At 40.2% G+C, this 23,889-nt stretch carries 22 protein-coding genes; 13 read left to right on the forward strand and 9 right to left on the reverse strand.

What is annotated here, in order from left to right; all coding sequences use genetic code 11:
• Positions 1-34: 34 nt before the first annotated feature.
• The gene (sppA, locus tag J4N22_RS16950) at positions 35-1,789 is read left to right on the forward strand and encodes a signal peptide peptidase SppA (protein WP_207496654.1); all 1,755 of its coding nucleotides are present in this window, start codon (positions 35-37) and stop codon (positions 1,787-1,789) included.
• Here sppA and J4N22_RS16955 read toward each other — a convergent pair whose 3' ends face one another.
• Positions 1,790-2,245, reverse strand: coding sequence for an RES family NAD+ phosphorylase (locus J4N22_RS16955; protein WP_207496655.1), 456 nt, complete (start codon positions 2,243-2,245; stop codon positions 1,790-1,792).
• Positions 2,245-2,703, reverse strand: a complete 459-nt coding sequence (gene parS / locus J4N22_RS16960; RefSeq protein WP_207496656.1) for a type II RES/Xre toxin-antitoxin system antitoxin — start codon at positions 2,701-2,703, stop codon at positions 2,245-2,247. Before parS ends, J4N22_RS16955 begins: the two co-directional genes overlap by 1 nt.
• A 125-nt stretch (positions 2,704-2,828) precedes the next feature.
• On the opposite strand from parS, the gene J4N22_RS16965 reads away from it, so the two are divergent.
• From J4N22_RS16965 to J4N22_RS16990, 6 genes are all read left to right on the forward strand, one after another.
• Positions 2,829-3,935 carry an ABC transporter permease gene (locus tag J4N22_RS16965; RefSeq protein ID WP_207496657.1) on the forward strand — a complete coding sequence of 369 codons (1,107 nt, stop codon included), beginning with the start codon at positions 2,829-2,831 and terminating at the stop codon, positions 3,933-3,935.
• A gap of 1 nt (position 3,936) precedes the next feature.
• On the forward strand, positions 3,937-4,440 hold the full coding sequence (locus J4N22_RS16970; RefSeq protein ID WP_207496658.1) for an SRPBCC family protein: 504 nt from the start codon (positions 3,937-3,939) through the stop codon (positions 4,438-4,440).
• 92 nt (positions 4,441-4,532) lie between these two features.
• Positions 4,533-5,090, forward strand: coding sequence for an RNA polymerase sigma factor (locus J4N22_RS16975; protein WP_207496659.1), 558 nt, complete (start codon positions 4,533-4,535; stop codon positions 5,088-5,090).
• Complete coding sequence (locus J4N22_RS16980) at positions 5,080-6,540, forward strand: outer membrane beta-barrel protein (protein WP_207496660.1); 1,461 nt, start codon at positions 5,080-5,082, stop codon at positions 6,538-6,540. The genes J4N22_RS16975 and J4N22_RS16980 overlap by 11 nt, the downstream gene beginning before the upstream one ends.
• A 16-nt stretch (positions 6,541-6,556) precedes the next feature.
• Positions 6,557-7,792, forward strand: coding sequence for an LVIVD repeat-containing protein (locus J4N22_RS16985; RefSeq protein WP_207496661.1), 1,236 nt, complete (start codon positions 6,557-6,559; stop codon positions 7,790-7,792).
• 10 nt (positions 7,793-7,802) lie between these two features.
• Positions 7,803-8,387 carry a hypothetical protein gene (locus J4N22_RS16990; protein WP_207496662.1) on the forward strand — a complete coding sequence of 195 codons (585 nt, stop codon included), beginning with the start codon at positions 7,803-7,805 and terminating at the stop codon, positions 8,385-8,387.
• On the opposite strand, the gene queG is transcribed toward J4N22_RS16990, so the two are convergent.
• Positions 8,384-9,355, reverse strand: coding sequence for a tRNA epoxyqueuosine(34) reductase QueG (gene queG / locus J4N22_RS16995; protein ID WP_342450940.1), 972 nt, complete (start codon positions 9,353-9,355; stop codon positions 8,384-8,386). The two genes, J4N22_RS16990 and queG, sit on opposite strands and share 4 nt — an antisense overlap.
• Before the next feature lie 215 nt (positions 9,356-9,570).
• Between queG and J4N22_RS17000 the strand changes: the two genes are divergently transcribed.
• A complete protein-coding gene (locus J4N22_RS17000) occupies positions 9,571-11,592 on the forward strand; it encodes a transglutaminase family protein (protein ID WP_207496664.1) in 2,022 nt (673 codons plus the stop codon).
• 3 nt (positions 11,593-11,595) lie between these two features.
• The gene (locus J4N22_RS17005) at positions 11,596-13,488 is read left to right on the forward strand and encodes a DUF3857 domain-containing protein (protein WP_207496665.1); all 1,893 of its coding nucleotides are present in this window, start codon (positions 11,596-11,598) and stop codon (positions 13,486-13,488) included.
• A gap of 96 nt (positions 13,489-13,584) precedes the next feature.
• Here the strand turns inward: J4N22_RS17005 and J4N22_RS17010 are convergent, their stop codons facing one another.
• Positions 13,585-15,504: a DUF3857 domain-containing protein gene (locus tag J4N22_RS17010; RefSeq protein ID WP_207496666.1), complete on the reverse strand. Its 1,920-nt coding sequence runs from the start codon at positions 15,502-15,504 to the stop codon at positions 13,585-13,587.
• Between the two features lie 317 nt (positions 15,505-15,821).
• Here J4N22_RS17010 and clpB point away from each other — a divergent pair, with 317 nt between their 5' ends.
• Together clpB and J4N22_RS17020 are read left to right on the forward strand one after the other, a co-directional pair.
• Positions 15,822-18,434 (forward strand): ATP-dependent chaperone ClpB, encoded by a 2,613-nt coding sequence (gene clpB, locus J4N22_RS17015; protein WP_207496667.1) that lies wholly within the window; start codon positions 15,822-15,824, stop codon positions 18,432-18,434.
• Positions 18,435-18,552: 118 nt separating this feature from the next.
• Positions 18,553-18,738 carry a hypothetical protein gene (locus tag J4N22_RS17020; protein ID WP_207496668.1) on the forward strand — a complete coding sequence of 62 codons (186 nt, stop codon included), beginning with the start codon at positions 18,553-18,555 and terminating at the stop codon, positions 18,736-18,738.
• Positions 18,739-18,763: 25 nt separating this feature from the next.
• Here J4N22_RS17020 and J4N22_RS17025 read toward each other — a convergent pair whose 3' ends face one another.
• Together J4N22_RS17025 and trxA are read right to left on the reverse strand one after the other, a co-directional pair.
• A complete protein-coding gene (locus tag J4N22_RS17025) occupies positions 18,764-18,988 on the reverse strand; it encodes a hypothetical protein (RefSeq protein ID WP_207496669.1) in 225 nt (74 codons plus the stop codon).
• A 1-nt stretch (position 18,989) separates the two neighbouring features.
• On the reverse strand, positions 18,990-19,358 hold the full coding sequence (trxA, locus tag J4N22_RS17030) for a thioredoxin (RefSeq protein ID WP_207496670.1): 369 nt from the start codon (positions 19,356-19,358) through the stop codon (positions 18,990-18,992).
• Positions 19,359-19,485: 127 nt separating this feature from the next.
• Here trxA and J4N22_RS17035 point away from each other — a divergent pair, with 127 nt between their 5' ends.
• Positions 19,486-20,022, forward strand: coding sequence for a DsbA family protein (locus J4N22_RS17035; protein ID WP_207496671.1), 537 nt, complete (start codon positions 19,486-19,488; stop codon positions 20,020-20,022).
• Positions 20,023-20,092: 70 nt separating this feature from the next.
• Here J4N22_RS17035 and J4N22_RS17040 read toward each other — a convergent pair whose 3' ends face one another.
• The 3 genes from J4N22_RS17040 to J4N22_RS17050 all read right to left on the reverse strand — a co-directional run bounded on the left by J4N22_RS17040 (position 20,093) and on the right by J4N22_RS17050 (position 22,826).
• The gene (locus J4N22_RS17040) at positions 20,093-20,536 is read right to left on the reverse strand and encodes a response regulator (RefSeq protein WP_207496672.1); all 444 of its coding nucleotides are present in this window, start codon (positions 20,534-20,536) and stop codon (positions 20,093-20,095) included.
• 299 nt (positions 20,537-20,835) lie between these two features.
• A complete protein-coding gene (locus J4N22_RS17045) occupies positions 20,836-21,699 on the reverse strand; it encodes an SDR family NAD(P)-dependent oxidoreductase (protein ID WP_207496673.1) in 864 nt (287 codons plus the stop codon).
• A gap of 206 nt (positions 21,700-21,905) precedes the next feature.
• Positions 21,906-22,826, reverse strand: a complete 921-nt coding sequence (locus J4N22_RS17050; RefSeq protein ID WP_207496674.1) for a mechanosensitive ion channel family protein — start codon at positions 22,824-22,826, stop codon at positions 21,906-21,908.
• A 214-nt stretch (positions 22,827-23,040) separates the two neighbouring features.
• On the opposite strand from J4N22_RS17050, the gene J4N22_RS17055 reads away from it, so the two are divergent.
• Positions 23,041-23,859 (forward strand): DUF5995 family protein, encoded by an 819-nt coding sequence (locus J4N22_RS17055; RefSeq protein WP_207496675.1) that lies wholly within the window; start codon positions 23,041-23,043, stop codon positions 23,857-23,859.
• Positions 23,860-23,889: the final 30 nt, after the last annotated feature.

A 23,889-nucleotide genomic window follows, 5' to 3' on the forward strand; every position in this document is an offset into this window, starting at 1 on the left:
ATATCATTATTTTCACCGCCATTAAAATTCCTTCATGAGAAGTTTTTTCAAGACCTTCTTTGCGTCGTTACTGGCGCTTGTTATTTTTTCCATTCTTGGTTTTGTTCTGTTGATCATTTTTGTTTCAGTGATGGCTTCGTCCGAAAAGCCTGCAGTTGCTGCAAAGAGTGTACTTGTACTCGATCTTACAAAAGAGTATAGAGAGCAAGAACAGGAAGATCCGATCGGTTCATTTACAGGAAATGCAGAGAATAATGTTCCTGGGCTGTTTCAAATGGTGCGCATGATAGAACATGCTAAAACAGATGATAAGATCAGCGGCATTTATATAAAATGCATTGATAATGTCAACGGTTTTGCAACAAGTGATGAATTGCGCAATGCTTTGACAGATTTTAAAACATCAAAAAAGTTTGTAATTGCCTACGGCGATTTGATATCCCAAAAAGGATATTATGTTGGTAGTATAGCAGATAAAATCTATTGCAATCCAAAAGGGCTGGTAGATTGGCGTGGCCTTGCTGCTACTTTATTTTTTGTAAAAGGCACTTTGGAAAAGCTTGAAATAGAACCACAGATTTTTTATGCAGGAAAATTCAAAAGTGCTACTGAACCGCTTCGCGAAAAGAAGATGACAGAAGCTAATAAGCTGCAAACGCTGGTTTATGTAAATGATATCTATAGTAGGATGTTATTAGCTGCTTCGCAAAAGTCGGGACTTGATACAGCTACACTTCATAATCTTGCCAACACTGCCGCCATTCAAACAGCTGATGATGCACTGAAGCATAAGCTGGTTGATGGACTGAAATATGATGATGATGTTAAAGGCGAAATCATCCAGATGCTGAAGCTGGAGCGTAGAGATAAGATCAACTTTTTGTCTTTTGCTAAATATGCTAAGTCTATTGATTTTTCCAAGAAAGGCACAGACCGCTTAGCTGTGATTTTTGCTGAAGGTGATATTGTAGATGGCAAAGGAGAAGATGGACAGGTAGGATCAGAAACTTTTAAAAACCTGATAAGAAAGGCTCGTCTTGACAAAAATATAAAAGCAATTGTACTACGTGTAAATTCTCCGGGAGGCAGTGCATTGGCCAGCGAGGTTATTTGGCACGAAGTAACCATTGCCCGCAAAGCAAAGCCAGTGGTAGTAAGCTTTGGCGATGTGGCAGCATCTGGTGGCTATTATATTGCGTGCAATGCTGATAGCATTTTTGCGCAGCCAAATTCTATTACAGGATCTATTGGTGTATTTGGTATTGTTCCCAACATGCAGAAGTTCTTCGAGAGCAAGTTGGGTGTCACCTTTGATGGCGTTAAAACTGGCCAATACGCTGATATGATGTCGGTACATCGTCCCTTGACGCCAGCTGAAAAAACCATTGTTCAAAATTCTGTTGATACAATCTATCATAGCTTCAAGAGCAGGGTAGCCGAAGGAAGAAAACTTTCTATGCAGGTGGTGGATAGCATTGCCCAAGGCCGTGTCTGGACCGGGAGCCATGCTTTACAAGTTGGCCTGGTTGACAGGATAGGAAGCCTAAAAGATGCCATCAATTGTGCAGCACGTTTGGCCAAAATTTCAGACTATAACCTGCGTACGTACCCGGAGAAAAAGACTTTTATACAGGAGCTATTACAGCAGGAGAAGACGGAAGTTGCAGTAAATATGATCAGCCAGGAAATAGGAGAAGATCAGTACAAGCTGCTAAAGCACCTGAAGCAGGTAAAGCAGATGTTTGGCATTCCACAGGCTAAGTTGCCATTCTCAATGTACCTGAATTGATCAAATCTTAAATAGCCTGCTGTCGAATTTGCATTCTTCAACTGATAGCACTTTTAGTTTATTGTAGTCGGCATGCAGTGGATTAAGCAGGTAGTTCCATTCTTCCTGCACCACAGCTGAAGGGCATTTGAGCATCAGGAAGCTGCGGTTCTGGAGGAACTCACTGCCGATAAACCGGGTATATTCCACATCTTCATCCCAATGAGGCTTCAGGCCATTGAGAACGCGCATAGACTCCGCAAGGTTATCAGGCACCTCAAGTTTCAGTAGTGCCATCCCTTTTAGCTGCTCCAGCGAAAGAGCATGAACCAATACCTCTAGTAGTGAAAGGGAAATAGAGCTACTGGTATACAAGCCTGCCAGTCCTTTATGGTTCCACCTGCCGCCATACATTTTTGCACCTGTACCGGAGAGGTCGCTGCTATATTTTTTATTAGAAAATCTATAAACAACCATTAGAATACGCCATGTTGTATTCTTCCCAATTGATCGTGCAGTTCTTGTATGCCTTGAGATTGAGAAAGTGATGAAAAATCTATTTCATAGCCATTGATGATCTTTGGCTTTTTTAGCCAGCCATAGAAAGCCTCTGGAGTGTCAAAGGTTTCTAAACCCATCTCTATTAGTGATTCCAATTGTAGGATCCGATCTACATATATTCCTTCAAAGTTTTTATTTTCTTTGGCGTAGCGCTGCAGGGTTCTTTCTGAAAGATGCAGAATAGTAGCCCACTCTGCAAGTGAAAAAGGAACCATGTCTGCTATTTTCTTGAATTTCTTGTAAGGAAAATCGGCTACAGCAGCAGGTAATTTATTTATGGTTCTCATTCGCAGGGTGGGTTCTTCTAGTATGGGCAATTTTTCATCTTCCTGTGTAGGATATGGTTTGCCTTTGCGATTGGTGCTCTTTTTCATCTTGTGTCATTTGTCCACTAAGGTACGACATTTGTCTGGGCTTTTCTATTTTATTCTACTTCATTCTATTTTTTTAAACTCCTTTTACTTTATAAGATACATTTGCCCTCATTTTAATCTGTTTGATGTCGCAAAAATATAGCCAGTTGGGCGCCATGTGGGCCATCAGTCGCGCAAGTTTGAAGGCTATTTTAAGGAGTCCTTCCGCTGTTATTTTCAGTATTGCATTTCCATTGATTTTCATCCTGGTTTTTGGCTTCATTGGCGGAAGCGGGAAAATAAGTTTTAAAGTTGCCGTTGATCCTACATCAGATACTATCAATCCTTTGTTCATTGCTATCAAATCAGTTCCTGGTCTTAACATTATTAACAATACAGAGGAGGAAGTACACGACGATCTTGAGAAAGGAAGAATCACTGCTGTTTTGCATATTCAGAAAAATGAAGGTCAGAATCCTGCTTATACCATTCATCTTAAAAGTTCAGAGGCTGTTAATCCTCAAAACTTACAGGTACTTCAATCTATATTAGATGCTATCATAGCCAAAGTAAATGCTGTAGCTTATCCTGGTGCTCCAACATATGCCAATGTAAATAGTTCCATCCAGCAGATACCCGGCAGAAAGTACACTACCATAGATTTTATACTACCAGGGCAATTAGGATTCTCTCTCTTAAGTTCCGGAGTATTTGGTGTTGCCTTTTTGTTCTTTCAGCTAAGGCAGCAGTTAGTACTAAAGCGATTTTATGCTACACCTATTAAGAGAGCTTACATCATACTAGGAGAAGCACTTAGCCGTGTGATCTTCCAGATGTCAACTGCTGTAGTGATTGTACTGCTGGGTTATTATGTGTTAGATTATACATTAGTTAATGGCTTTGTCACTTTTATAGAAATACTCCTGTTGTGTTTTATTGCTTTACTCATATTTATGGGGTTTGGTTTTGTAGTAACGAGTGTAGCAAAAAATGAAAGCACCATTCCTCCTATAGCAAACATCATTACGCTGCCGCAGTTTTTGCTGGCAGGTACATTTTTTCCAATTGATGTTTTTCCGTGGTGGTTGCAGCCAATTTGCAAGGTTTTGCCACTTACTCATTTCAATAATGCTATGCGTAAAATAGCATTTGAAGGAGCACACTTAACCGATTGTGGCTTCGAATTAGCAATGATGGCCATATGGGGTGTAGTGATATATGCAGTTGCAGTTAAAGTTTTCAAATGGGAGTAACATGAGGTTTATAAAATTAGCATTGATCAGCGTTGTTGTTTTATTTCTAATAGCTACTGCTATTACATCGTTACTGCCTTCCACTATCATAGTATCAAGGGCTATAGATATACAGGCTTCTCCGCGGCAGGCTCATGAATATGTAATGGATGTTCGGAACTGGAGCCGTTGGCTGTATATTGAAGACTCATCACAAGCGGCTGTACCAAAATCAAAATCGGAGATTAACTACAACAGGACGCTCATAACCATTCTTTCATCTACGCCTCAAAAGATTGTCACCAGTTGGAAGACTGGCGATAGCGACCCTATGGCTAGCGAGTTCAATATCATTTCTAATGAAGGTGCACCTGTCTTTACTTTCCACTGGTCTTTTACCCAACACGTAAAATGGTATCCATGGGAGAAATTTGCATCCATCCTTTCCGATAAGGCACTTGGTCCCTTTATGGAAAAAAGCCTTGATAACCTGAAAAAGCAACTGGAGCAAAACCCAGCTCAGTAAGTTTTTGTTGCTGGTGCAAACATTTCTGCTAATTTTTTTATGGCTGGTGCAACGGTAGCTAAATAGCTGGTGTCAACCCGTGACCAGAACATATGAATGATCCTGTACTATTAGTAAAAGAATGCCTGAAAGGGAAGCCGGCTGCACAGAAGCAGCTCTACCAACTGTACGCGTCACAAATGCTGGGCGTGTGCTACAGGTATACGAAAAGTATGGAGGATGCAGAAGATGTATTGCAGGAAGGTTTCATCCGTGTGTTTAAGTTTCTGCACCAGTACAAAGGTGAAGCAGAACTAGGAGCATGGATAAGGCGCATCATGGTAAACACAGCGCTCAACTACCTCAAGCAAAGCAAGAAATACCAGAACGATCTTTTGTTTGATAAAGCCGAACTACATATAGTTTCTTCCGATGACCCGGAAGTGAAGCTGAATGCCAAGGAACTGGCGCAGCTTATACGCCAGTTGCCAACAGGCTACCAAACCATCTTCAACCTGCATGCTATAGAAGGATACACCCATGTGGAAATAGGGCAGATGCTTGGTATTAGCGAAGGCACCTCCAGGTCGCAATATATGCGCGGTCGGCACTTACTGATAAGCTGGATGAACAATACAGCAGGTAATAAAAAATTAGGCTATGCAAAATGATTTTGAGAAAAAGCTACAGCAGGAAATGGAAACATTTTCACTTGTGCCTGGCGATGCTGTTTGGCAAAAGGTAGAGCAGCATATACAAAAGGATAAAAAGAGAAGAAGGTTTTTCATTATATGGTTCGCAGCAGCTGTATTATTATTAACTGGTGCAGGTTTATACTTTTTTGTTGATACCAATGAAGAGCGTGCTGTGGCAATGGCAGATAACACTCCTTCACTTGAAAAAGAAGAAACTAAACCAGCAACTAAACAGGGTAATGATTTACCTGGTAATAAGATTCAAAATGCTGCTTCTGAAACACAAGAACAACCTGTTTCAACTGGTAGCAATCAGAAGCAGGATGCTTTGGTTGCAGCACCTACTCCTAAGCCGGAAGCATCAATTAAATACAGCAATAGAACTACAGCATCATCACAAATAACTACTAGTTCAGCTTTAGTAAGTTCTACCAAGAAAACTACCAATGGTACCAAAAGGATAACTGTAACAAAAGCAGGAATAAGTGATAAAATAGAACAAACACCATCAATCAACCCAGGACAAACAAACACTTCTGGTATAAAAGAAGATTTTGCAATTATCCCAAGAAAGCCAGCTGACCAGGATGAGGTAGTAAAGGCTGAAGCCGCTAATGAGGAAGTGTCCATTACTCCATCTATACGTAATACTGGAGCGACAGATACAACAAGTTTACCTAACACACCAAAAGCAGTTGCGAAGAAGCAGGTAAGTAAGTGGGAATATGGAATAACAGCATATGGTGGTATTTCTGCCAATTTCAAAGGATTCAATACTGTAAATGAGGTGCAGTTAAATTCAATGCCTGTCGGTTCATCAGCACAATTCAATCCTGCAATCGGTCGCCATGAATTCAATTACAGCAGTAAGTTTTCTTTTGGAGCAGGAGTATTCATTAAAAGGAATCTAACTTCAAGAGTCGCAATAAGTACAGGTTTGGATTACCACCTTTACCAGGTTCAAACAAAGGCAGGTACACAGTTCAATTCTCAAATGTCTGTATATGACTCTGTACTAAATACTACAGCATCAGCTTCTAGTTATTACCTGCCCGGCAATGTAAATACTTACATTAATAAGTATCACATGCTGCAGCTACCAATCAATGTGCTCTGGCAAACAAATAGAAACAACCAGAAGCCTCTGCACGTACTTGTGGGTATTACACCAGCTTACTTAGTATCAACAAATGGCTTATACTTCAATAGTAGGCAAAGAACCATTTACCCTGAGAAGAAACAATACAACAACTTTCAATTACTTACCCAGGCGGGTGTTATGGTTCCTGTCCTAGGAAAACAGAAATATTTAATACAAGCTGGGCCTGTATTCCATTATGGTTTAAGTGATCTCACTAAACCAGCGGTTAATTCCAGTGAACATTTATTCTTTATCGGTTTTAAAACACAGCTCACTATTAAATAAATTCAAAATCATTCATATGAAAAAGATCATTACAAGCGGGATCTTGTGCATGCTTATGTTCATGTTCCAAGGATGTTTAAAAGATACCTGTACACGAACTTATACTATGTATAAGCCCATCTACAAAACTGCTGCAGAAGTAAGGGCCAACATAAAAAGTAATGCGCCGCGTGCTGTAGAAAAACCGGGAAAGCTGGTTGTGCTTGGCAACTACATCTTCTTAAATGAGTTAGATAAGGGTGTTCACATAATTGATAATACCAATCCTTCTGCGCCGGTTAACAAGCATTTCATAGATATACCTGGTAATGTAGATATTGCTGTTAAAGGAAATATACTTTATGCTGATCTATATACCGACCTGGTAACACTTGATATCAGTAATCCTGCTGCAGTGCAGGTAACAAAAGTGATTGATGATGTTTTTGAACATAGACGCTACATGAACTTTTTACCTGATACAGGTCTCATCATTGTTGATTGGATAAAAAAAGACACGACGATAACCAACGATTGCAATATTTCTTTTGGACCAAGAAGCGATGTGATGTTTGCCTTTGCTTCTGCGCAGGCTGGTGGCAGTGCCGCAAGCCCTGCAGTAGGAGTGGGCGGATCAATGGCGCGTTTTACAATAAAAAACAATTATCTATATACCGTTACCGACTTGGCTCTTAATGTCTTTGAGATCTCCAATGCTACCAATCCAATTTATCGCAGAAAAGTGCAGGTAGGATGGGGTATTGAAACTATCTATCCTTTTGGAGAACACTTGTTCATAGGCTCTACTACAGGTATGTTTGTTTTTGGTACTGCCAATCCTGAAGCGCCAAACCTGGTAAGTAGTTTCTCACATGCAAGGGCCTGCGATCCTGTAATTGCCGATGGACAATATGCTTATGTTACGCTTCGTACAGGTAATTTTTGTGCAGGTTTCACCAATCAACTAGATGTTATAAACATCCAGAATATTTCCGCTCCTTCATTGCTGAAAACCTACCAACTGGTAAATCCACATGGGCTTGCAAAAAGCGGTAACATCCTTTTTGTATGTGATGGAGCCGGAGGTTTAAAAGTTTACAATGCAGCAGATCCACTTAACCTGGTGCTCATGCAAACAATAACCGGGATTGACACCTACGATGCAATTGCATTACATGATATAGTGCTTGTGGTAGCTCAAGATGGCTTATATCAATACAACTATTCTGATCCTGCGAAACTTGTTTTGCTAAGTAAAATTGCCCGTAACTAAACGCTGTACCATGAAATTTCTAACAACACTTATCTGTCTTTTCATTGTTGTTTCAGCAATAGCACAACAACAGGAACGGAAAAAAATCAAGCCTGCATTTACTTCAATAAATCAAATGGGACTTCTTCATGGAGAAGCGGGTGCTCACTATGATCTAAGAACGATCAATGGTGTCAGCATTGGTAAATGGACTGTTGGCTTAGGATTAGGAATTGATAATTATGCTGGCAGGTCTGTACCTGTATTTATAGAAGGACGGAAAGAGTTTGGTAAAAAGAATAATCTTCCTTTTTTATATGCAGGAGCAGGATTAAACCATACCTGGCTCACTACCGATCAAAAGCGACAAAAGGGAGGAGAATACTCAACTACACCCGGCATGTATGTAGATGCAGGGATTGGTGTGAAGCTGAATACAAAAAGCAAAACTGCAGTTGTGCTTAGTACAGGATTTTCTTACAAACAATCAAAGGAAACGGTTGTGCCTCCGGTTTGGTTTACACCATGGCCAATGCCTGGTAATCCTGATGGCTCACCAGAAAAGTTGAATAGTCAATATAGAAGAATTGTAGTCAGGCTGGGGATACAGATCTAAGTTTGCTGTATAAATTGAAGATTGCGGCGGATGCCTGCATACTTACTTCGCTTAAGGGGCGAGTGCCTGAAGATCTCTTTGAATTTTTCTTCAGTTAGTTCTTCCCACTCGTCCTTCTTTAGGTTCAATACTTCGGGTATGGGAGTGAATTCAGGTATTAAATTAGGCTTACTGAACCTGTTCCATGGACATACTTCCTGGCAGATATCACAACCAAACATCCAATCCTTGAACTTGCCTTTTTGTTCTTCAGGTATCAGCAGGTCTTTTAGCTCAATGGTGTAATAGCTAATGCATTTACTTCCATCTACAACTTTACCGGGAAGAATAGCACCAGTAGGGCAACTATCGATACACCTTGTACAACTACCACAAAAGTCTTTCGCAAAAGGATCATCGGGCTCTACTTCCAGGTCGGTAATAAGCGTTGCAATAAAAAAGAATGAACCAGCTTGTTTGTTGATGAGGTTGCCATTTTTTCCTATCCAGCCCAATCCACTTTTAGTGGCCCACGATCTTTCAAGCACAGGTGCGCTGTCTACAAACCCGCGTCCTTCCACATCGCCAAACTGTGCTTTCATATTTTGTAGAAATACTTTCAGTTTAGCTCTTATCACTTCATGATAATCTTTTCCAAATGCATACCTCGCAACTTTGGGAGCGCCAGCAGCTTGTTGTTGTGAAGGATAATAATTCATTAAAAGCGTGATCACGCTTTTAGCACCGGGAACAAGCCGCGTAGGATCAACCCTAAGATCAAAATGATTTTCCATGTACTGCATGCTTCCGTGCATGCCTTGATTCAACCATTGCTCAAGCCGTTTTGCATCATTGTCTAGTTTCTGAGCTTTAGCAATTCCACAGATATCAAAGCCTAAATCTTTTGCCCACTGCTTGATTAATATTGATCTTTTTTGTAGCAATAATTTTTTTTGTGATTCAACGTTCAAAGGTATAACATTGTGCAAGCAAGGGTTCCATTGAAAGGATAACATCTGGTTAAAAGCATTTACCTCAATATCATTCCCCCTTTTTTGTTTTAGCTCCGGCAAAACAATCTATTGATCTTGATCCAGCTGTCCCTTCATTATTGCCAACGCTGGCTCCGGTGAATGCTGGGCAGTGGCGTTGCTATAATGTTTAGAGTCTTTACGCACTGCTCGTCCAACCTAAAACTACATATATGACTGCACCTGCAAAAAAGTCTGTATTACTGCTTATGTTTAGTGCCATCCTCTCTCTCTCGGTACTTGCAGAACGACCTAAAATGAAATTTGGAGATATCTCCGTTAGTGATTTTGAACCCAAAAGTTATCCTATTGATCCTTCAGCCGATGCCGTAGTGCTGGGGCACTTTGGTGAAGTGACTTATGAAGGAAATAATCACGGTTATCTTTCTATAGTTTATCGCAAGCATTTGCGTATCCGGGTAATGAATCGTAATGGTTTCGATGCTGCAACCATAGGTATCCGGCTTTACCTTGGTGGTGGTGGTATAGAAGAAAAAATAGATAAATTGGAAGCGGCTACCTATAATCTTGTTGATGGAAAGGTAGAAGCCAGTAAGCTGGATAATAAAAGTCTTTTTAAAGATAAGGTTACCAAAAGCTACCATATCCAGAAGTTTACTATGCCTAACCTGCAGGAAGGATCTATCATCGATGTCAGGTATACAGTTACATCTCCTTTTCCAAGAGTGATCGATCCATGGAGCTTCCAGGGTGAGTACCCGAGGTTGTATACCGAGTACGCAGTTTCAATACCTGAATGGTACGACTTCATGGTTTTGTCGCAAGGTTATCATCCATATGCAAGCCGAGATGTAAAGAAAACCATAGAAACATACAACCTGTATTTTGATGGTGGCGCTGGCGCAGCTGGCCAGACAGCAAGGTATACAGCCAATGTAACCACTACTACTATGGCTATGGAAAATGTGCCGGCATTGAAGCAAGAGAATTTTACTACCACTTTAGACAACCATATTTCTAAGGTTAGTTTCCAGCTTTCGCGTTACAATCCACCAGGCGGTATTTCTACACCTATCAACAACAATTGGTTTGCCGTTTCTAATAACCTGCTCAAAAGCCCTGATTTTGGTGAAGAACTTTCTGGAAATCTAAACTGGTTGAAGAGTGACCTGCAAACAATCGTAGGCAGTAGCACCGAAAATTATGATAAGGCTAAAGCAATCTATAACTATGTGAAGAATGGCTTTACCTGTAGTAGCCATCGCGGGTTGTATAAGACAAATAGCCTGAAGAAAATATTCCAGAGTAAAAGCGGAACCGTAGCAGATATTAATTTGTTGCTAACGGCTATGCTTTCAGCGCAAGGTTTTTCTGCACAGCCGGTTATTTTAAGCACACGCGATAATGGTGTTTTGTACGAAGCTTATCCAATGCTTGAAAGATTGAACTACGTAGTAACACGCGTACAGGTTGATGATAAAACTTACCTGCTCGATGCATCTTATAGGAACCTTGGCTTTGGTACGCTGCCTGCTTTTTGCTACAATGGTGGCGGAAGATTGATTGACAAAATGCCTGTTATTGTAAACCTGTCTCCAGACTCATTAATTGAAACAAGAATTGCCAGCATCAACCTGATTGCTGATGGCCCAGGTAAACTAAACGGTTCTTACACTTCAAAATTAGGTGTACAGGAATCTTATAATTCTCGTGAAAGATTAGCTACTGTTTCAAAAGATGATTTTTTCAGCGCAATCAAAAAAGCATACCCGGGAGAAATGTCTGTGACCGATCCTGAACTTGAAGGCCTGACTGATTATGAAGAGCCATTGACTGTTAAGTATAATCTTTCTACGTCTTTCAGTGAAGATGTCGTTTATCTAAATCCTTTGTTTACTGAAGCAAAAAAAGATAACCCTTTTAAAGCTGCAGAGCGTTTATATCCTATAGAAATGCCTTATGCTATCAATGATATTGTAGCAGGAAGAATAGATATACCTGAAGGTTACGAAGTGGATGAAATGCCTAAATCTACACGCGTTATGTACAATGAGAATGAAGGTATGTTTGAATACCTGCTGGTTAAAAATGGATCAAGCATTCAACTCAGGAGTACACTAAAACTGAATAAGGCTAATTTTTTACCTGAAGATTATGCTTCACTGCGCGACTTTTTTGGATATGTGGTGAAGTGCCATTCTGAACAAATTGTATTGAAAAAAATCAAGAAATAACTTATGAAGTTGAAGAGCCTTTTAGTGGCTGTAGTGCTGCCTTTTTTCGTAGAAGCACAGGATTATAATATAGCACTGATACCAGATTCTATAAAAGAGAATGCCATTGCAGTTACACGTTTCGAAGAGAGAAAGATCATTGTTCATTCTCCATCACGTGCAGTTATCAAACATAAATATGCTATCACTATTTTGAACCCTGCCGGTGATGCATATGCGCAGTACGAGAACTACTATAGTAACATGCGTGACTTGTACGACATCAGCGGAAACTTATACGATGCAGAGGGACGCAAGCTAAAATCTGTGAGGCGTAAAGAAATAGCCGATGTGTCAGATAATGATGGTATCAGCTTAATGAATGATGACAGGATAAAGCTTCACCGGTTCAATTACAAGCAATACCCATACACTGTAGAATATGAGGACCAGATGGAGTTGAAGGGTATCATTTCCTTCACGCCTTGGATGCCTGTAGGTAACCAGCGCTATGGAGTGCAGGAAAGTAATTACGTTGTAGAGATACCTGCTGATTATGGTTTCAGGATCAAGCAATTTAATTTCTCACAGGAGCCAGTGAAAGTAGAGAAGGACAAGAAGATCAGCTATTCGTGGCAGCTAAAGAATTTCAAACCGATAAAATACGAGCCTTTTCAGCCGGCATACCAGGAAGTGGTACCTTGTGTATATGTAGCACCCAACAGGTTTTCGTACGGTGGTATAGAAGGCGAAATGGATAACTGGCTGAACTTTGGCAAGTACCAGGTTGCACTTAATAAAGGTCGTGATCGCCTGCCTGAAAATATCAAACAACAGGTACAGCAGATCGCACGTGAAAACCCTGGAAAAGTTGAAACCATCAAAGCTTTGTACAACTACCTGCAAAAGAACACGAGGTATGTAAGTGTGCAATTGGGTATCGGTGGCCTTCAGCCTTTTGATGCCACTTATGTTGCCACCAAAAACTACGGCGACTGTAAAGCATTATCGAACTACATGATCGCCCTGCTGAAGGAAGCTGGCATAGAAGGATATTACACAGTGATATATGCTGGTGAGGGAAAAAAATTCTTTATGCCCGATTTTCCTATGCGGCAGTCTAATCATATCATCGTTTCTGTTCCGGTAGAAAAAGATACCATGTGGCTGGAGTGTACAAGTCAAACGCAGGCTGCAGGATATTTAGGTTCATTTACCGACGATAGGTATGCACTGTTGATAAAGGAAGATGGCGGCCACCTGGTAAGAACACCCACTTATAAAAAAGATGACAACCTGCAGGTAAGAAGAATACAAGCTGCAATAACAGAAGAAGGTAAACTAACTGCCGATGTTGTTACTAAATATGTAGGGTTACAACAGGATGATCTTCACATGCAGATAAACGCTTATTCAAAAGATAAGCTGTTGGAAAAGCTAAAAAAGAAATTAGATTTTCCTACTTATGATATTGCCACTGTGGATTACCAGGAAAAGAAAGATGTCATTCCTTCTATAGAAGAAAAGTACAAGCTGACAGTTGAGAATTTTGCAACTGTTTCTGGTAAACGTCTTTTTGTTGCACCTAATCTGCTTACCAAACAACCTTATAAATTAGAAGATAAGGAGCGTAAGTTTGAGATTGATTACGATGAAGCATTTGTAGATTATGATACTATCCAACTAGCGATCCCTGCTGGTTATACAATAGAAGCAATGCCTAAAGATGCAGAGTTAGCGAGCAAATTTGGTACGTATAAAATTCAATACAAGTTTGAGAACGGGATGCTGGTATTACACCGCCGCCACGAAAGTATTCCCGGGCGTTATCCTCCTTCCGAATATAAAGAACTGGTAAGCTTTTTTAATGAAGTCTATAAAGCTGATCGCAGCAGGATCGTATTTGTGAAGAGTTAGAACAGGATGAAATAAATACCATTGTCTCATAAAATAAAACTGCCGGTCTCTCTACAACATGTAGATGAAGACCGGCAGTTTTTTATATGCTAATGATTAAAGATTCTTCAATACAACTTGCTCGTTCAGCAGGTTGATCATCTTGTTATAAAAATCTTTGATGTCGCTATAGTACTCCGGCGTGAACACGCTCTTGTTCACTTTAAAGTTCAATTGTACAGACAGTTCATTTGCCTCGTGCTTTACTACGCGTATCATTTCAATGCTTCCATCACCTGTTTTTAAATGTACATTTTTAGGAAGACCGTCTGGTTGGCAACCTTCAGGAAGCAGGTACTTTTGATTGATGGTTGTTTGATACTTGCATCCATAGTTGATCCTGGAGAAGCGGTAGTTTGCTGTAAATGGATTCTTTTCATGACCGGTGAAAAGGTTAAGGTTAAGCAGGTGGTAATCACCTGTAGAAGATGCCGCTGTAGTGAATTTAAATTCTTGTTGCAAAGGTTCCGTGTCTGTATCTCCGGTCTTCACCTGTAAGCTATCTACACTTATTTCCCTGGCTCTTGTGAAGTAGTTGTAAACAAACTTTTCCTTGTTATTCTTTACTTCATACGCTCTTTCTATTCGTGCGTAGTCGCTGCTTAATACAGTTGTCTTCCCTTCTATTGAACCATCTTTTTGTACTGTAGCTACAAAATTTATAACGTTAGAATGCACTTTGTCATTATCTGTAAGTGTGATGATCTCGCTCTTTTTATTGTTCAGCAAAAAAGCATGCGTATTCAGGATCTTATAAGGCGTAAGATGTGATGGCGTGTGTTCATCCGAAGCATCTATTACATATGATTTGTTATCAGCTACCACGTAAGCCACTACTTTGTTGAACTGGTCAAGTAAAGGAATGTCAGGGTTAACCTTTCCATGATCTCTTTCACTTACAAGCATCGGGTAAACTTCTACACCTGTTTGTTTCAGCAGGTTAATAAATAACAGGTTGAGCTCTCCGCTTGTTCCTTTCTTCTTATCCCAAACATCTTTCAGTCCATCAATTGCATACTTGCTATTGATACCTGTCCAGCTAAATGTTTTCCTGAAATATGCGTGCAAGTATTGCATTTTCTGAAGTGGCGACTGCAGGCTTTTTACTTCTGCAATAAGGCCATCGGTAGTGGATAGTCTTCTATCAATAGCACGTCCAAATGCCTGTTCCGACATCAACTCTTTTGTTACATCGTTCCATGTGTTGATGTAATTAACCTTGCTGCCATAACTTGATGTGTAAGAAGAAAGTTGAAATTGTACCCGCTGCATATAATCTTTAGGCGCATCCATAAAAGGCTCATTGCGCAGGCCAGGAATGTTCTGCATCGCAAAACTGATATTACCTGTTGTACGATCATTGGCAACATGCACCCGCATATCCGATTTCTTATGCACCACGTACGAGAATTCTGCACCTGGAATAATGACAACAGAAAAGCTGCTCAACATGGTTGGCAGGTCTGACTGGAAGTACCAATCATCCAGGCCGCTGTAGCTCTTGCAAGTGCTGGTGTATTTGTATTCAATGATACTTCCGGCTTTCACACCAGGTAGTGCAAACTTTATCAGCGAGTAATTCTTATTAACCTTTTGATTAAAAATGTCTGACCGCTTCAGATCTTTTATAACATGATTTCCTTTCTCATCCACATTCAGAACCGCACCCTCTACTTCATTTATCAGTTCAAACTCGTTCTGGCTGTAATAAGGAATAGTGATGTTTGCATTATCAGCACCCTGGTCTTTTAATATTTTTATTCTTACATGTCTCTTTCGGATCAGGCTATACGATTCATCATGATTGCCTACCATTACATCAAACAGTACCACTGCATTTGCATCGGGGTCAAATGGGCAACTGGTAAGATTTACTTCTTCAGGCGCATAAACTTTAAAGTCTCTGATGATGCCCTGTCCATAGGTAATGATTGTAAAAATAATGGATGCAGTAACGGCAGTTAGTCTCTTAAGCATAATAAGGTGTTGTGGTTTAGTGGCAGCGCAATCTATAGAAAATAACCTAGGAAAGAGGTGCTTGTAGTAGCTGTTTCAAAATTTTAATATGATGGGAATCAGTGGAAGTTTTTATAGGAGTAACAAACAGTAATAATAGCAGGAAATGCTGATGCAGACTGACTTTCATGCAGCTTTACATGATTATTTATGCCATAGTTTCTTAATTCTTTCGCTGGTTTGCGATTTGAAGTAATAGACCAACAAAAGCAGGTTGATAACATCTACCTGTTATACCGCGTAATCAAAATTGATAACGGTAATAAAATTTAGAAATTATGAACCTGAACAATTATACCATCAAGTCGCAAGAGATCATCCAGCAGTCGCAGCAGCTGGCTTACAATAATAGCAACCCTAATATTGAGACCAATCATTTGCTGAAGGCACTGGTGAAGGATGAGGATAGTCCTATTGAATTCTTGTTGAAGAAGAACAATGTGAACGTTGCTTTCGTAGAGTCGAAAGTGGATGAGTCTATTGCTAAACTACCTAAAGTAAGTGGTACTGAGCCTGCACAGGCTATCAGCCGCGATATGAATAGTGCATTGCTTAAGGCCAATGCTTCGCTAAAAGATTTTAAAGATGAGTTTGTAAGTGTAGAGCACCTGTTGCTCGGGCTGCTTCAAACAAATGATGATGTAGGCCGTTTGCTAAAAGATGCCGGTCTTACAGAAAAGGGTTTGATAGCAGCTATAAAAGATTTGCGAAAAGGATCGACAGTAAATTCTCAAACATCATCTCAGCAGTACAATGCATTGCAGAAGTATGCCCGCAACCTGAATGATATGGCGCGCCAGGGCAAGCTTGATCCTGTTATTGGTCGCGATGAAGAGATACGTCGTACGCTTCATATCCTTTCTCGTCGTAGCAAGAACAATCCTATTTTGGTAGGTGAACCAGGTGTGGGTAAAACAGCTATTGCAGAAGGTCTTGCACATCGTATTGTAAATGGCGATGTACCTGAGAACCTCCGCAGCAAGATCATCTATGCTTTAGACATGGGCTTGTTGATTGCGGGTGCAAAATATAAAGGTGAGTTTGAAGAAAGGCTGAAGAGCGTGGTGAAAGAAGTAGGCGATAGTGATGGAGAGATACTATTGTTCATAGACGAGATTCATACTTTGGTTGGTGCTGGTGGTGGAGAAGGTGCAATGGATGCAGCCAACATTCTTAAACCAGCATTGGCTCGTGGCGAATTAAGAGCTATCGGTGCAACAACACTCAATGAGTACCAGAAATTCTTCGAAAAAGATAAAGCGCTTGAGCGTCGTTTTCAAAAAGTAATGATAGATGAACCTACTGTAGAAGATGCAGTGTCTATTCTGCGTGGTCTGAAAGATCGTTACGAAACTCACCACCATGTGCGTATAAAAGACGAGGCTATCATTGCTGCAGTAGAGCTTTCTCATCGTTATATGACCGATCGTTTTCTTCCGGATAAAGCAATTGACCTGATAGATGAAAGTGCTGCTAAGCTTCGCCTGGAGATGAATAGCATGCCTGAGGAGCTGGATGAGCTGGAGCGTAAAATCCGTCAACTGGAGATAGAGCGTGAAGCTATCAAGCGTGAGAATGATGAAGAGAAGCTAAAGCAATTGAATGTAGACATCAGTAACCTCAGCGTTGAGCGGGATACGCTGAAGGCTAAATGGCAACAGGAAAAGGAACTGGTAGAAAAGATACAGACAGCAAAAGCTGAAATAGAAAACCTGAAGCACCAGGCCGAGCAGGCTGAGCGTAATGGCGAATACGGATTGGTAGCTGAGATAAGATATGGAAAGGTACAGGAGCAGGAGAGGATCATTGTTGATTATACAGAAAGGCTGAAGGAAATAAGTGAAAGCAAGCGTTTGCTGAAAGAAGAAGTGGATGCTGAAGATATAGCTGAAAATGTAGCAAGGGCAACAGGTATTCCTGTAGCTAAAATGGTTCAGAGCGAAAGGGAGAAACTGCTGCTTCTGGAAGATGAACTGCATAAGCGTGTAGTAGGACAAGACGAAGCCATTGAAGCTGTTTCAGATGCTATACGCCGCAGCCGGGCAGGCTTACAGGATCCAAAGAAACCAATCGGTTCATTTATATTCTTAGGTACAACTGGTGTTGGTAAAACAGAGTTGGCTAAGGCACTTGCAGATTATCTATTTGATGATGAAAGCATGATGACCCGTATTGACATGAGTGAATACCAGGAGAAGCATACGGTTAGTCGTCTTGTAGGTGCGCCTCCGGGATATGTAGGATACGAAGAAGGTGGCCAGTTGACGGAAGCCGTTCGTCGCAAGCCATATAGTGTGGTATTGCTCGATGAGATAGAGAAGGCACATCCTGATGTATTCAATGTGCTGCTGCAGGTACTGGATGATGGTAGATTGACTGACAACAAAGGTCGTATTGTGAACTTTAAGAACACCATCATCATTATGACCAGCAATATGGGCAGCAACATCATACAAGATGCTTTTGAAGACGTGAATGAGCTGAATGTAGAGGATGTGATGGAGAAGACAAAGGTAGATGTGCTGAACCTGCTGAAGCAGACAATACGTCCTGAATTCCTCAACAGGATTGATGAAGTGATCATGTTCCACCCGCTGATGAGGCGAGAGATCAAAGGCATCATCAAAATACAATTGGAGAACCTGAAGCAGATGGTTGCGCAGTCAGGTATTCAACTTGAGTTTTCTGAATATGCTTTGGATTATTTGTCGGAGAATGGATACGATCCACAGTTTGGTGCAAGGCCACTGAAGCGACTTATTCAAAAAGAGATCGTGAACCAGTTAAGTAAAAGAATATTGGCTGGCGACATAGATAAATCGCGCCCTGTATTGGTTGATGTTTTTGATGGAGTAGTGGTCTTTAGAAATCATGAAGTAGAAGCATTATAACTTCAATACAACATAAACGAGAGCCGCTGGTAGAGATACCAGCGGCTTTTCATTTTTATAGCTTTTCAAGCTTCTGATTTAGTGGCACAAGTTTTTAACCCTTCTTCCAAAAATGATTATGGAAAACAATAACGAGAACAAATTTCCGGAACAAAAAGCACCAGAAAAAAATCATGATAATGCCTTTGTGCAGGTAGGTGAAGATGGATCTCCTGTGATACCTGAAACTGGTGGAAGTGAAGGTGAGGAACTTAGAAAACAAAATGAACAAGCAGATAATTCTTCCACCTTAGGAACACCATAAATAAAAAACATCATGTGGCAGTTGGCTACATGTATTTAAAAACTTTCTCCTTCAGTTGCTCCAGTTCTGTTTCTGTAGTCAGCTCATCTACTTTATTACTGGTGCCATCAGGATTTTTTCTTACAAGCACAACAGCTTCTCCTTGCACAATCGTACTCTTGGCCCTGCTAAAGATCCTTTCCAGTTCATCCTGGTCCTTTATCATCTGTAGCTCTTCTACCTGGTTTACATGTATGATGTATTCTTGCATATTATTGTTCAGCGTTTACTATTAGCCTATCTTCTATTACCTGTTTCAGTGTATGTTTTGGTAAAGCACCACGTTGTACCATTGGGCTTCCTTCCATAGGTATAAACAACAATGTTGGGATGCTTTGAATGCCAAACATAGCTGATAATTGTTCCTCTTTATCAGTATCAACTTTATAAATGATCAACTTGTCTGCATACTCATTGCTAAGCTCTTCCAATGCTGGCGCTATAGATTTGCAAGGTCCACACCAGTCAGCATAAAAATCTATAATGGCCGGAAGGCTTCCATTGTACTTCCATTCCTTCTCTGTGTCGTAATCAAAAATCTTTTCTTTAAAATCTTCATGCGTTAAATGTACGGTTGGCATCTCTTGCTTATTTAGTGATCAATTATTCAGGCAAAACAGATGCCATCAGCAGTTGATCTTACTGTTAAGAGAATGAACATTGGGTGGCACTGTTTTTAAAAGAGTGTAAAAAAATTGCCTTAGCTGTATGGCTACAAATAAAGACATAATACCATCAAAAGAGATTTGGATTGGAAGTAGCCAGGCACGTGTTTCAGTTGTTGTATTTGTAGACTATGAAAGTCTTGCTTGTGCGCAATTGAACGAGATATTACACGAGATACTACAGTCGTACGAGGGCAATGTGAAGCTCAACTTCAGGCATTTTCCACTTGCAAACAAACACCAAAAGGCGATGAAGGCTGCAGAAGCTGCAGTAGCTGCTGCACAAGAAAATATGTTTTGGCCTATGCATAATATCATGTTTGCAAACAGGAAGAAACTAGGTACAATCAGCCTGAAGGCATATGCAAAAGAAATAGGTATTACCAATAAAAGATTTCTTGATCAACTGGTGAATGGAGTGTATGCGTGGCAGGTTCGCGAAGACCTGATGGAAGGTTTGGATAGAGGTGTAAGAGATGTGCCGGCGGTGTTTATAAATGGTGACAGGTACGAAGGTGAATTTACATTTAGCGGCCTTACACAAGCTATAGAAATCAAATTAAGAACATTAGGTACTTGAGGTTTAATAAAATGAAAAATCCCCTGCAAAAGAGCGAGGGGATAATCCTGATTGGGGGTGTAATTGGTTTTTACATAGAATTAAGGTCTATGAAGAAATTATCTTTTTCAGAAGTGCTTTTAGTTGTCCATGTTCTTTGATTAAGCTGGTCAATTAGTTTTACCAGGTCATCAAAAGTGTTTGGTTTTACAAAATATTTATTTGCTCCGGCCGTAAATGAATCTCCTATTTTATATTTCGACGTAGAATACATGATGATAGGTATCTCTTTGTATTCCGCATTTGATTTTAGTTCCAACAAATATTCTATTCCATCTTTTTGAGGCATATTGATATCTAGCAAAATGACATCAGGTTTGCCTGCTTCCAAATATTGATATATTACTTCAGGTTCTGCTGCCAGAACTTGTATGTCAAAAGCAGCTTGTTCTGCCGCTTCTTTAAACAGGAATATATCATCCGGGTCATCATCTACCAGGAGTACAGCAAGTGGTGGTTGGTTACCGGTTTTCATTTGTTATTTATAGGTGCAATATAGATACACAATTGGAGATAGTTGTATATGCAACCATTTTTAATTAAGTTTTATTACTTCATTAATAGTTCTTTAATAGAACAACCAAAACTGTTTATATATCTAAAATACTTGTATTGATATTTTCAAACAGATGCCGAAATCTATTTCACGGGAAAATTGATTTCGGCATCATGTTTTACTGGTAACGCGCTACACGCATCAATTGTTGTAGCGTAAGTAGTATTGTAGTATGTGCAATTAAGAGCACATACAAGAATAGAATCCAGGATATAGTCTTACTTACTATCTGTTTCCTGGTCAGTGATTTTTTCTTTACCACCCGATCCTTTTTCTTCTTTTTTATCCTTGCTGGAACTTTCTTCCATATAATGACGCATGCCACTTGACAACGCGCTGTCTGGTACAACATTGGTCATGGCAGCTTGTACCTTATTCTTCAATCCAGAAACAATCTTATCCTTTCCTTTCATCAAAGCCTCATAACCATCTTTAGCTACATCAGCAGGATCAGATAAAGAAGTATCGTTGTAGATGACAGTATCTTCTGCATGTGCTTTATGAAAGAAGTCTGTATCGCTGGCACCAGGTAGCAGAACAGTCATAGTAACATTGGTGTCTTTCAGTTCATTTATCAGCGCCTGGCTAAAAGAATAAACAAATGCTTTGGTACCACTGTACACAGCCATCAATGGGAGAGGAGCCAAGGATGCAGTAGAAGCCAGTTGTAAAATCTTTCCACTATCACGTGCTACCATGTCTTGCAGGAACAACTTGGTAAGTTGCATCAAAGCAATCACGTTCAGGTTTATAATGAATAGTTCCTTATCCATATCAGTGTCAGTGAAAAATCCATGTTCTCCCACACCTGCATTATTTACCAGTACATCTACTTGCGTATGTTGTTTTTGAACCTCGTGATAAAGTTCTACAGCAGCTCCTGGCTCAGCCAGGTCTTTCTCAATAACAATAGCGCGTACATTATATTGCATCTTTATCTCTTGCGCTACATCCTGCAGCTTTTCACCATTGCGCGAAACGAGTATTACATCATATCCATCTTTAGCAAATAGCTTAGCGAACTCATAACCAAATCCGCTTGATGCTCCTGTAATTAGGGCTGTTTGTTTTTCTGTTGCCATATCAAAAGGTTTTCAATATCTATTAAACAATTGTGCCGATGAAGCTTTTGAAGATCATTAGCTCTTCTATTTCAGCCGGTTAACTATGTGAATTGCTATGGTTGATTTTTTCTGATGGAAGATTGTTAGAAGAATAAAAAATGAATCATCTACAAGAATTGACCAGCAATAGAGTGGGAGCTATTTCATTTTTTTGTAAGTGTTCTTTACGAACTTCTCATATTGCCGTTACCATTCTTGTTGTCTACGTTCACTACCATTTCACTCAATGTTTGTCCCCCTTTGATTCCAAAGTCTAATGTTCTGATCGGGAATGGAATGGTAATTTCATTTTCATCGTAAGCTTTCTTGATAAGCATGATAGCTTCGCTTCGTGCTTGTAGAAAAATGGGTTGCTCTGTTGAGTTGATCCAGATCTGCAAAATGAAGTTGATAGAACTATCATCAAAAACTTCGTAGAAAAAACGTACGGGTTCGTCTTGTACTCTTACAGAAACATTATTGACAGCTTGAATCGTTACGCGTCTCACTTTCTCCAGGTCTTCGCCATACGATACGCCTACGGTCATATCCATTCTGCGTTTGCCTGACTTTGTATAGTTCATCAACTTGTTCTGAAAGATCTCTTTATTTGGGATGATCACATATTGTCCTTGCAAGGTTCTGATAACGGTGTCACGCAGGTTAATGGTAACTACCTTACCTAGTATATCATTTGTCTGAACAAGATCTCCTATCTGCAATGGCCTTCTAAAGGAAAGAAATATACCTGCAATAAAATTGGCTCCTATATCCTGGAAGGCGAATGCCAACGCAAGACCTATGATACCAGCTCCGGCTAATATGGAGGTAACCGCTTTATCAAGATTTAGAATGCTTAACGCAACAAATAATGTAATGCTGAGCGCCAGCAGGTAAATGAATGAAACGAAAAGATTGTTCACCGCCTCATGATGCGTGATCCTTTTCATCAGCTTTTGAGAAAGGCGCTTAATGAATTTTGAAAGGAAAAAACCTACTACCAATACAAGGGCTGCAAGCGCAAGATTTGGAAGAATGCGAATCAGGTCTTTCATCCAAACCGAAAGCTTGGTGCTAATGAGATTGTATGCTTTTTCCAGGTCCATGAAATGGTTATGTGTAGGTGAAAAAATGCTCCAACAACTTTATTAGATGTGAAGACTGATTAGCTTATTGAGCTTTTAGTGATCGTTTTCTTGCTGCTTGTCGTTGTGCATCAATCCAGTTCCTCCAGCTAAAAAACTATACCAGTGCATAAGGCTGCGCAATACTTGGTTATTGAGCTATTAACAGTAAATTGGTGTAACTAATAATCCTTATATGTTTACAGGTGTCGCTACGCAAGTTTTTCCTCCGCGTGCAAAAACCATAGCTGATGTAATAGCCCAGCTTGAACATATCATCCATCGTAGCATGGTAGAAAAAAGCAGGATGGGCTATTTCGCCAGCATTTACCTGCACATGACCGAGGCTGTATTGGAAGGTATTCAGAAGGGTGTATTTGCCAATCCAAGCCGAATGGAATTGCTGGATGTGATTTTTGCCAACCGCTATATCGATGCCTGGCATGCATACGTTCATAAACAACCATGTAGCAATGCCTGGTGTGCAGCTTATGATGCGTGCTCTAATAATGACCTTATTATTCTTCAGCATGTGATTTTAGGCATCAATACGCATATCAATTTAGATCTTGCTATAGCAGCTGCTGAAACTGCACCCGGAGAAAAAATATATGACCTGCAACAAGATTTTGAAAAGATCAACGATATCATTGCCGGTCTTACTTCGCATGTCCAGGAAATGATGTGCAGGCTTTGGTTCCCGCTGCGGATGATCAATAAAATAACCTCCGACAGAGAAAAAGCTGTTATCAATTTTAGTATTAAGGCAGCACGGCAGGCGGCATGGGCAAATGCAGTAGCACTGGCAGTAGCTGGTGAACAAGCCAAGCCTAATTACATCAAGCTAATTGATGGTAGTGTAGTAGCAATTGCCAGGAAAGTTATCAACCCCGGCATGTATACAAACATGTTACTTCGTCCCGTAAGGCTAATGGAAGAAAAGGATGTGGCTAGGGTAATAAAGTTACTACAGGAAAAGTCTAAGAAGATTGCGTTGGTGAATGGAAAAAGGTAGTGAATAATTCAAAATTCAAATCCAAAATCC

Source organism: Aridibaculum aurantiacum (assembly GCF_017355875.1).
Classification (GTDB): Bacteria; Bacteroidota; Bacteroidia; order Chitinophagales; family Chitinophagaceae; genus Segetibacter; species Segetibacter aurantiacus.

Excerpts from the sequence above, each read along its gene's own strand:
- J4N22_RS16955 (WP_207496655.1), bottom strand. The coding sequence starts at position 2,245 with ATGGTTGTTTATAGATTTTCTAATAAAAAATATAGCAGCGACCTCTCC.
- J4N22_RS16985 (WP_207496661.1), top strand. The coding sequence starts at position 6,557 with ATGAAAAAGATCATTACAAGCGGGATCTTGTGCATGCTTATGTTCATG.
- J4N22_RS17035 (WP_207496671.1), top strand. The coding sequence starts at position 19,486 with ATGGCTACAAATAAAGACATAATACCATCAAAAGAGATTTGGATTGGA.
- J4N22_RS17045 (WP_207496673.1), bottom strand. The coding sequence starts at position 21,699 with ATGGCAACAGAAAAACAAACAGCCCTAATTACAGGAGCATCAAGCGGA.
- J4N22_RS17025 (WP_207496669.1), bottom strand. The coding sequence starts at position 18,988 with ATGCAAGAATACATCATACATGTAAACCAGGTAGAAGAGCTACAGATG.
- J4N22_RS16975 (WP_207496659.1), top strand. The coding sequence starts at position 4,533 with ATGAATGATCCTGTACTATTAGTAAAAGAATGCCTGAAAGGGAAGCCG.
- J4N22_RS17050 (WP_207496674.1), bottom strand. The coding sequence starts at position 22,826 with ATGGACCTGGAAAAAGCATACAATCTCATTAGCACCAAGCTTTCGGTT.
- sppA (WP_207496654.1), top strand. The coding sequence starts at position 35 with ATGAGAAGTTTTTTCAAGACCTTCTTTGCGTCGTTACTGGCGCTTGTT.
- clpB (WP_207496667.1), top strand. The coding sequence starts at position 15,822 with ATGAACCTGAACAATTATACCATCAAGTCGCAAGAGATCATCCAGCAG.
- J4N22_RS17055 (WP_207496675.1), top strand. The coding sequence starts at position 23,041 with ATGTTTACAGGTGTCGCTACGCAAGTTTTTCCTCCGCGTGCAAAAACC.
- J4N22_RS16980 (WP_207496660.1), top strand. The coding sequence starts at position 5,080 with ATGCAAAATGATTTTGAGAAAAAGCTACAGCAGGAAATGGAAACATTT.
- J4N22_RS16965 (WP_207496657.1), top strand. The coding sequence starts at position 2,829 with ATGTCGCAAAAATATAGCCAGTTGGGCGCCATGTGGGCCATCAGTCGC.
- trxA (WP_207496670.1), bottom strand. The coding sequence starts at position 19,358 with ATGCCAACCGTACATTTAACGCATGAAGATTTTAAAGAAAAGATTTTT.
- J4N22_RS17010 (WP_207496666.1), bottom strand. The coding sequence starts at position 15,504 with ATGCTTAAGAGACTAACTGCCGTTACTGCATCCATTATTTTTACAATC.
- J4N22_RS16990 (WP_207496662.1), top strand. The coding sequence starts at position 7,803 with ATGAAATTTCTAACAACACTTATCTGTCTTTTCATTGTTGTTTCAGCA.
- J4N22_RS17040 (WP_207496672.1), bottom strand. The coding sequence starts at position 20,536 with ATGAAAACCGGTAACCAACCACCACTTGCTGTACTCCTGGTAGATGAT.
- J4N22_RS17000 (WP_207496664.1), top strand. The coding sequence starts at position 9,571 with ATGACTGCACCTGCAAAAAAGTCTGTATTACTGCTTATGTTTAGTGCC.
- J4N22_RS16970 (WP_207496658.1), top strand. The coding sequence starts at position 3,937 with ATGAGGTTTATAAAATTAGCATTGATCAGCGTTGTTGTTTTATTTCTA.
- J4N22_RS17020 (WP_207496668.1), top strand. The coding sequence starts at position 18,553 with ATGGAAAACAATAACGAGAACAAATTTCCGGAACAAAAAGCACCAGAA.
- parS (WP_207496656.1), bottom strand. The coding sequence starts at position 2,703 with ATGAAAAAGAGCACCAATCGCAAAGGCAAACCATATCCTACACAGGAA.
- J4N22_RS17005 (WP_207496665.1), top strand. The coding sequence starts at position 11,596 with ATGAAGTTGAAGAGCCTTTTAGTGGCTGTAGTGCTGCCTTTTTTCGTA.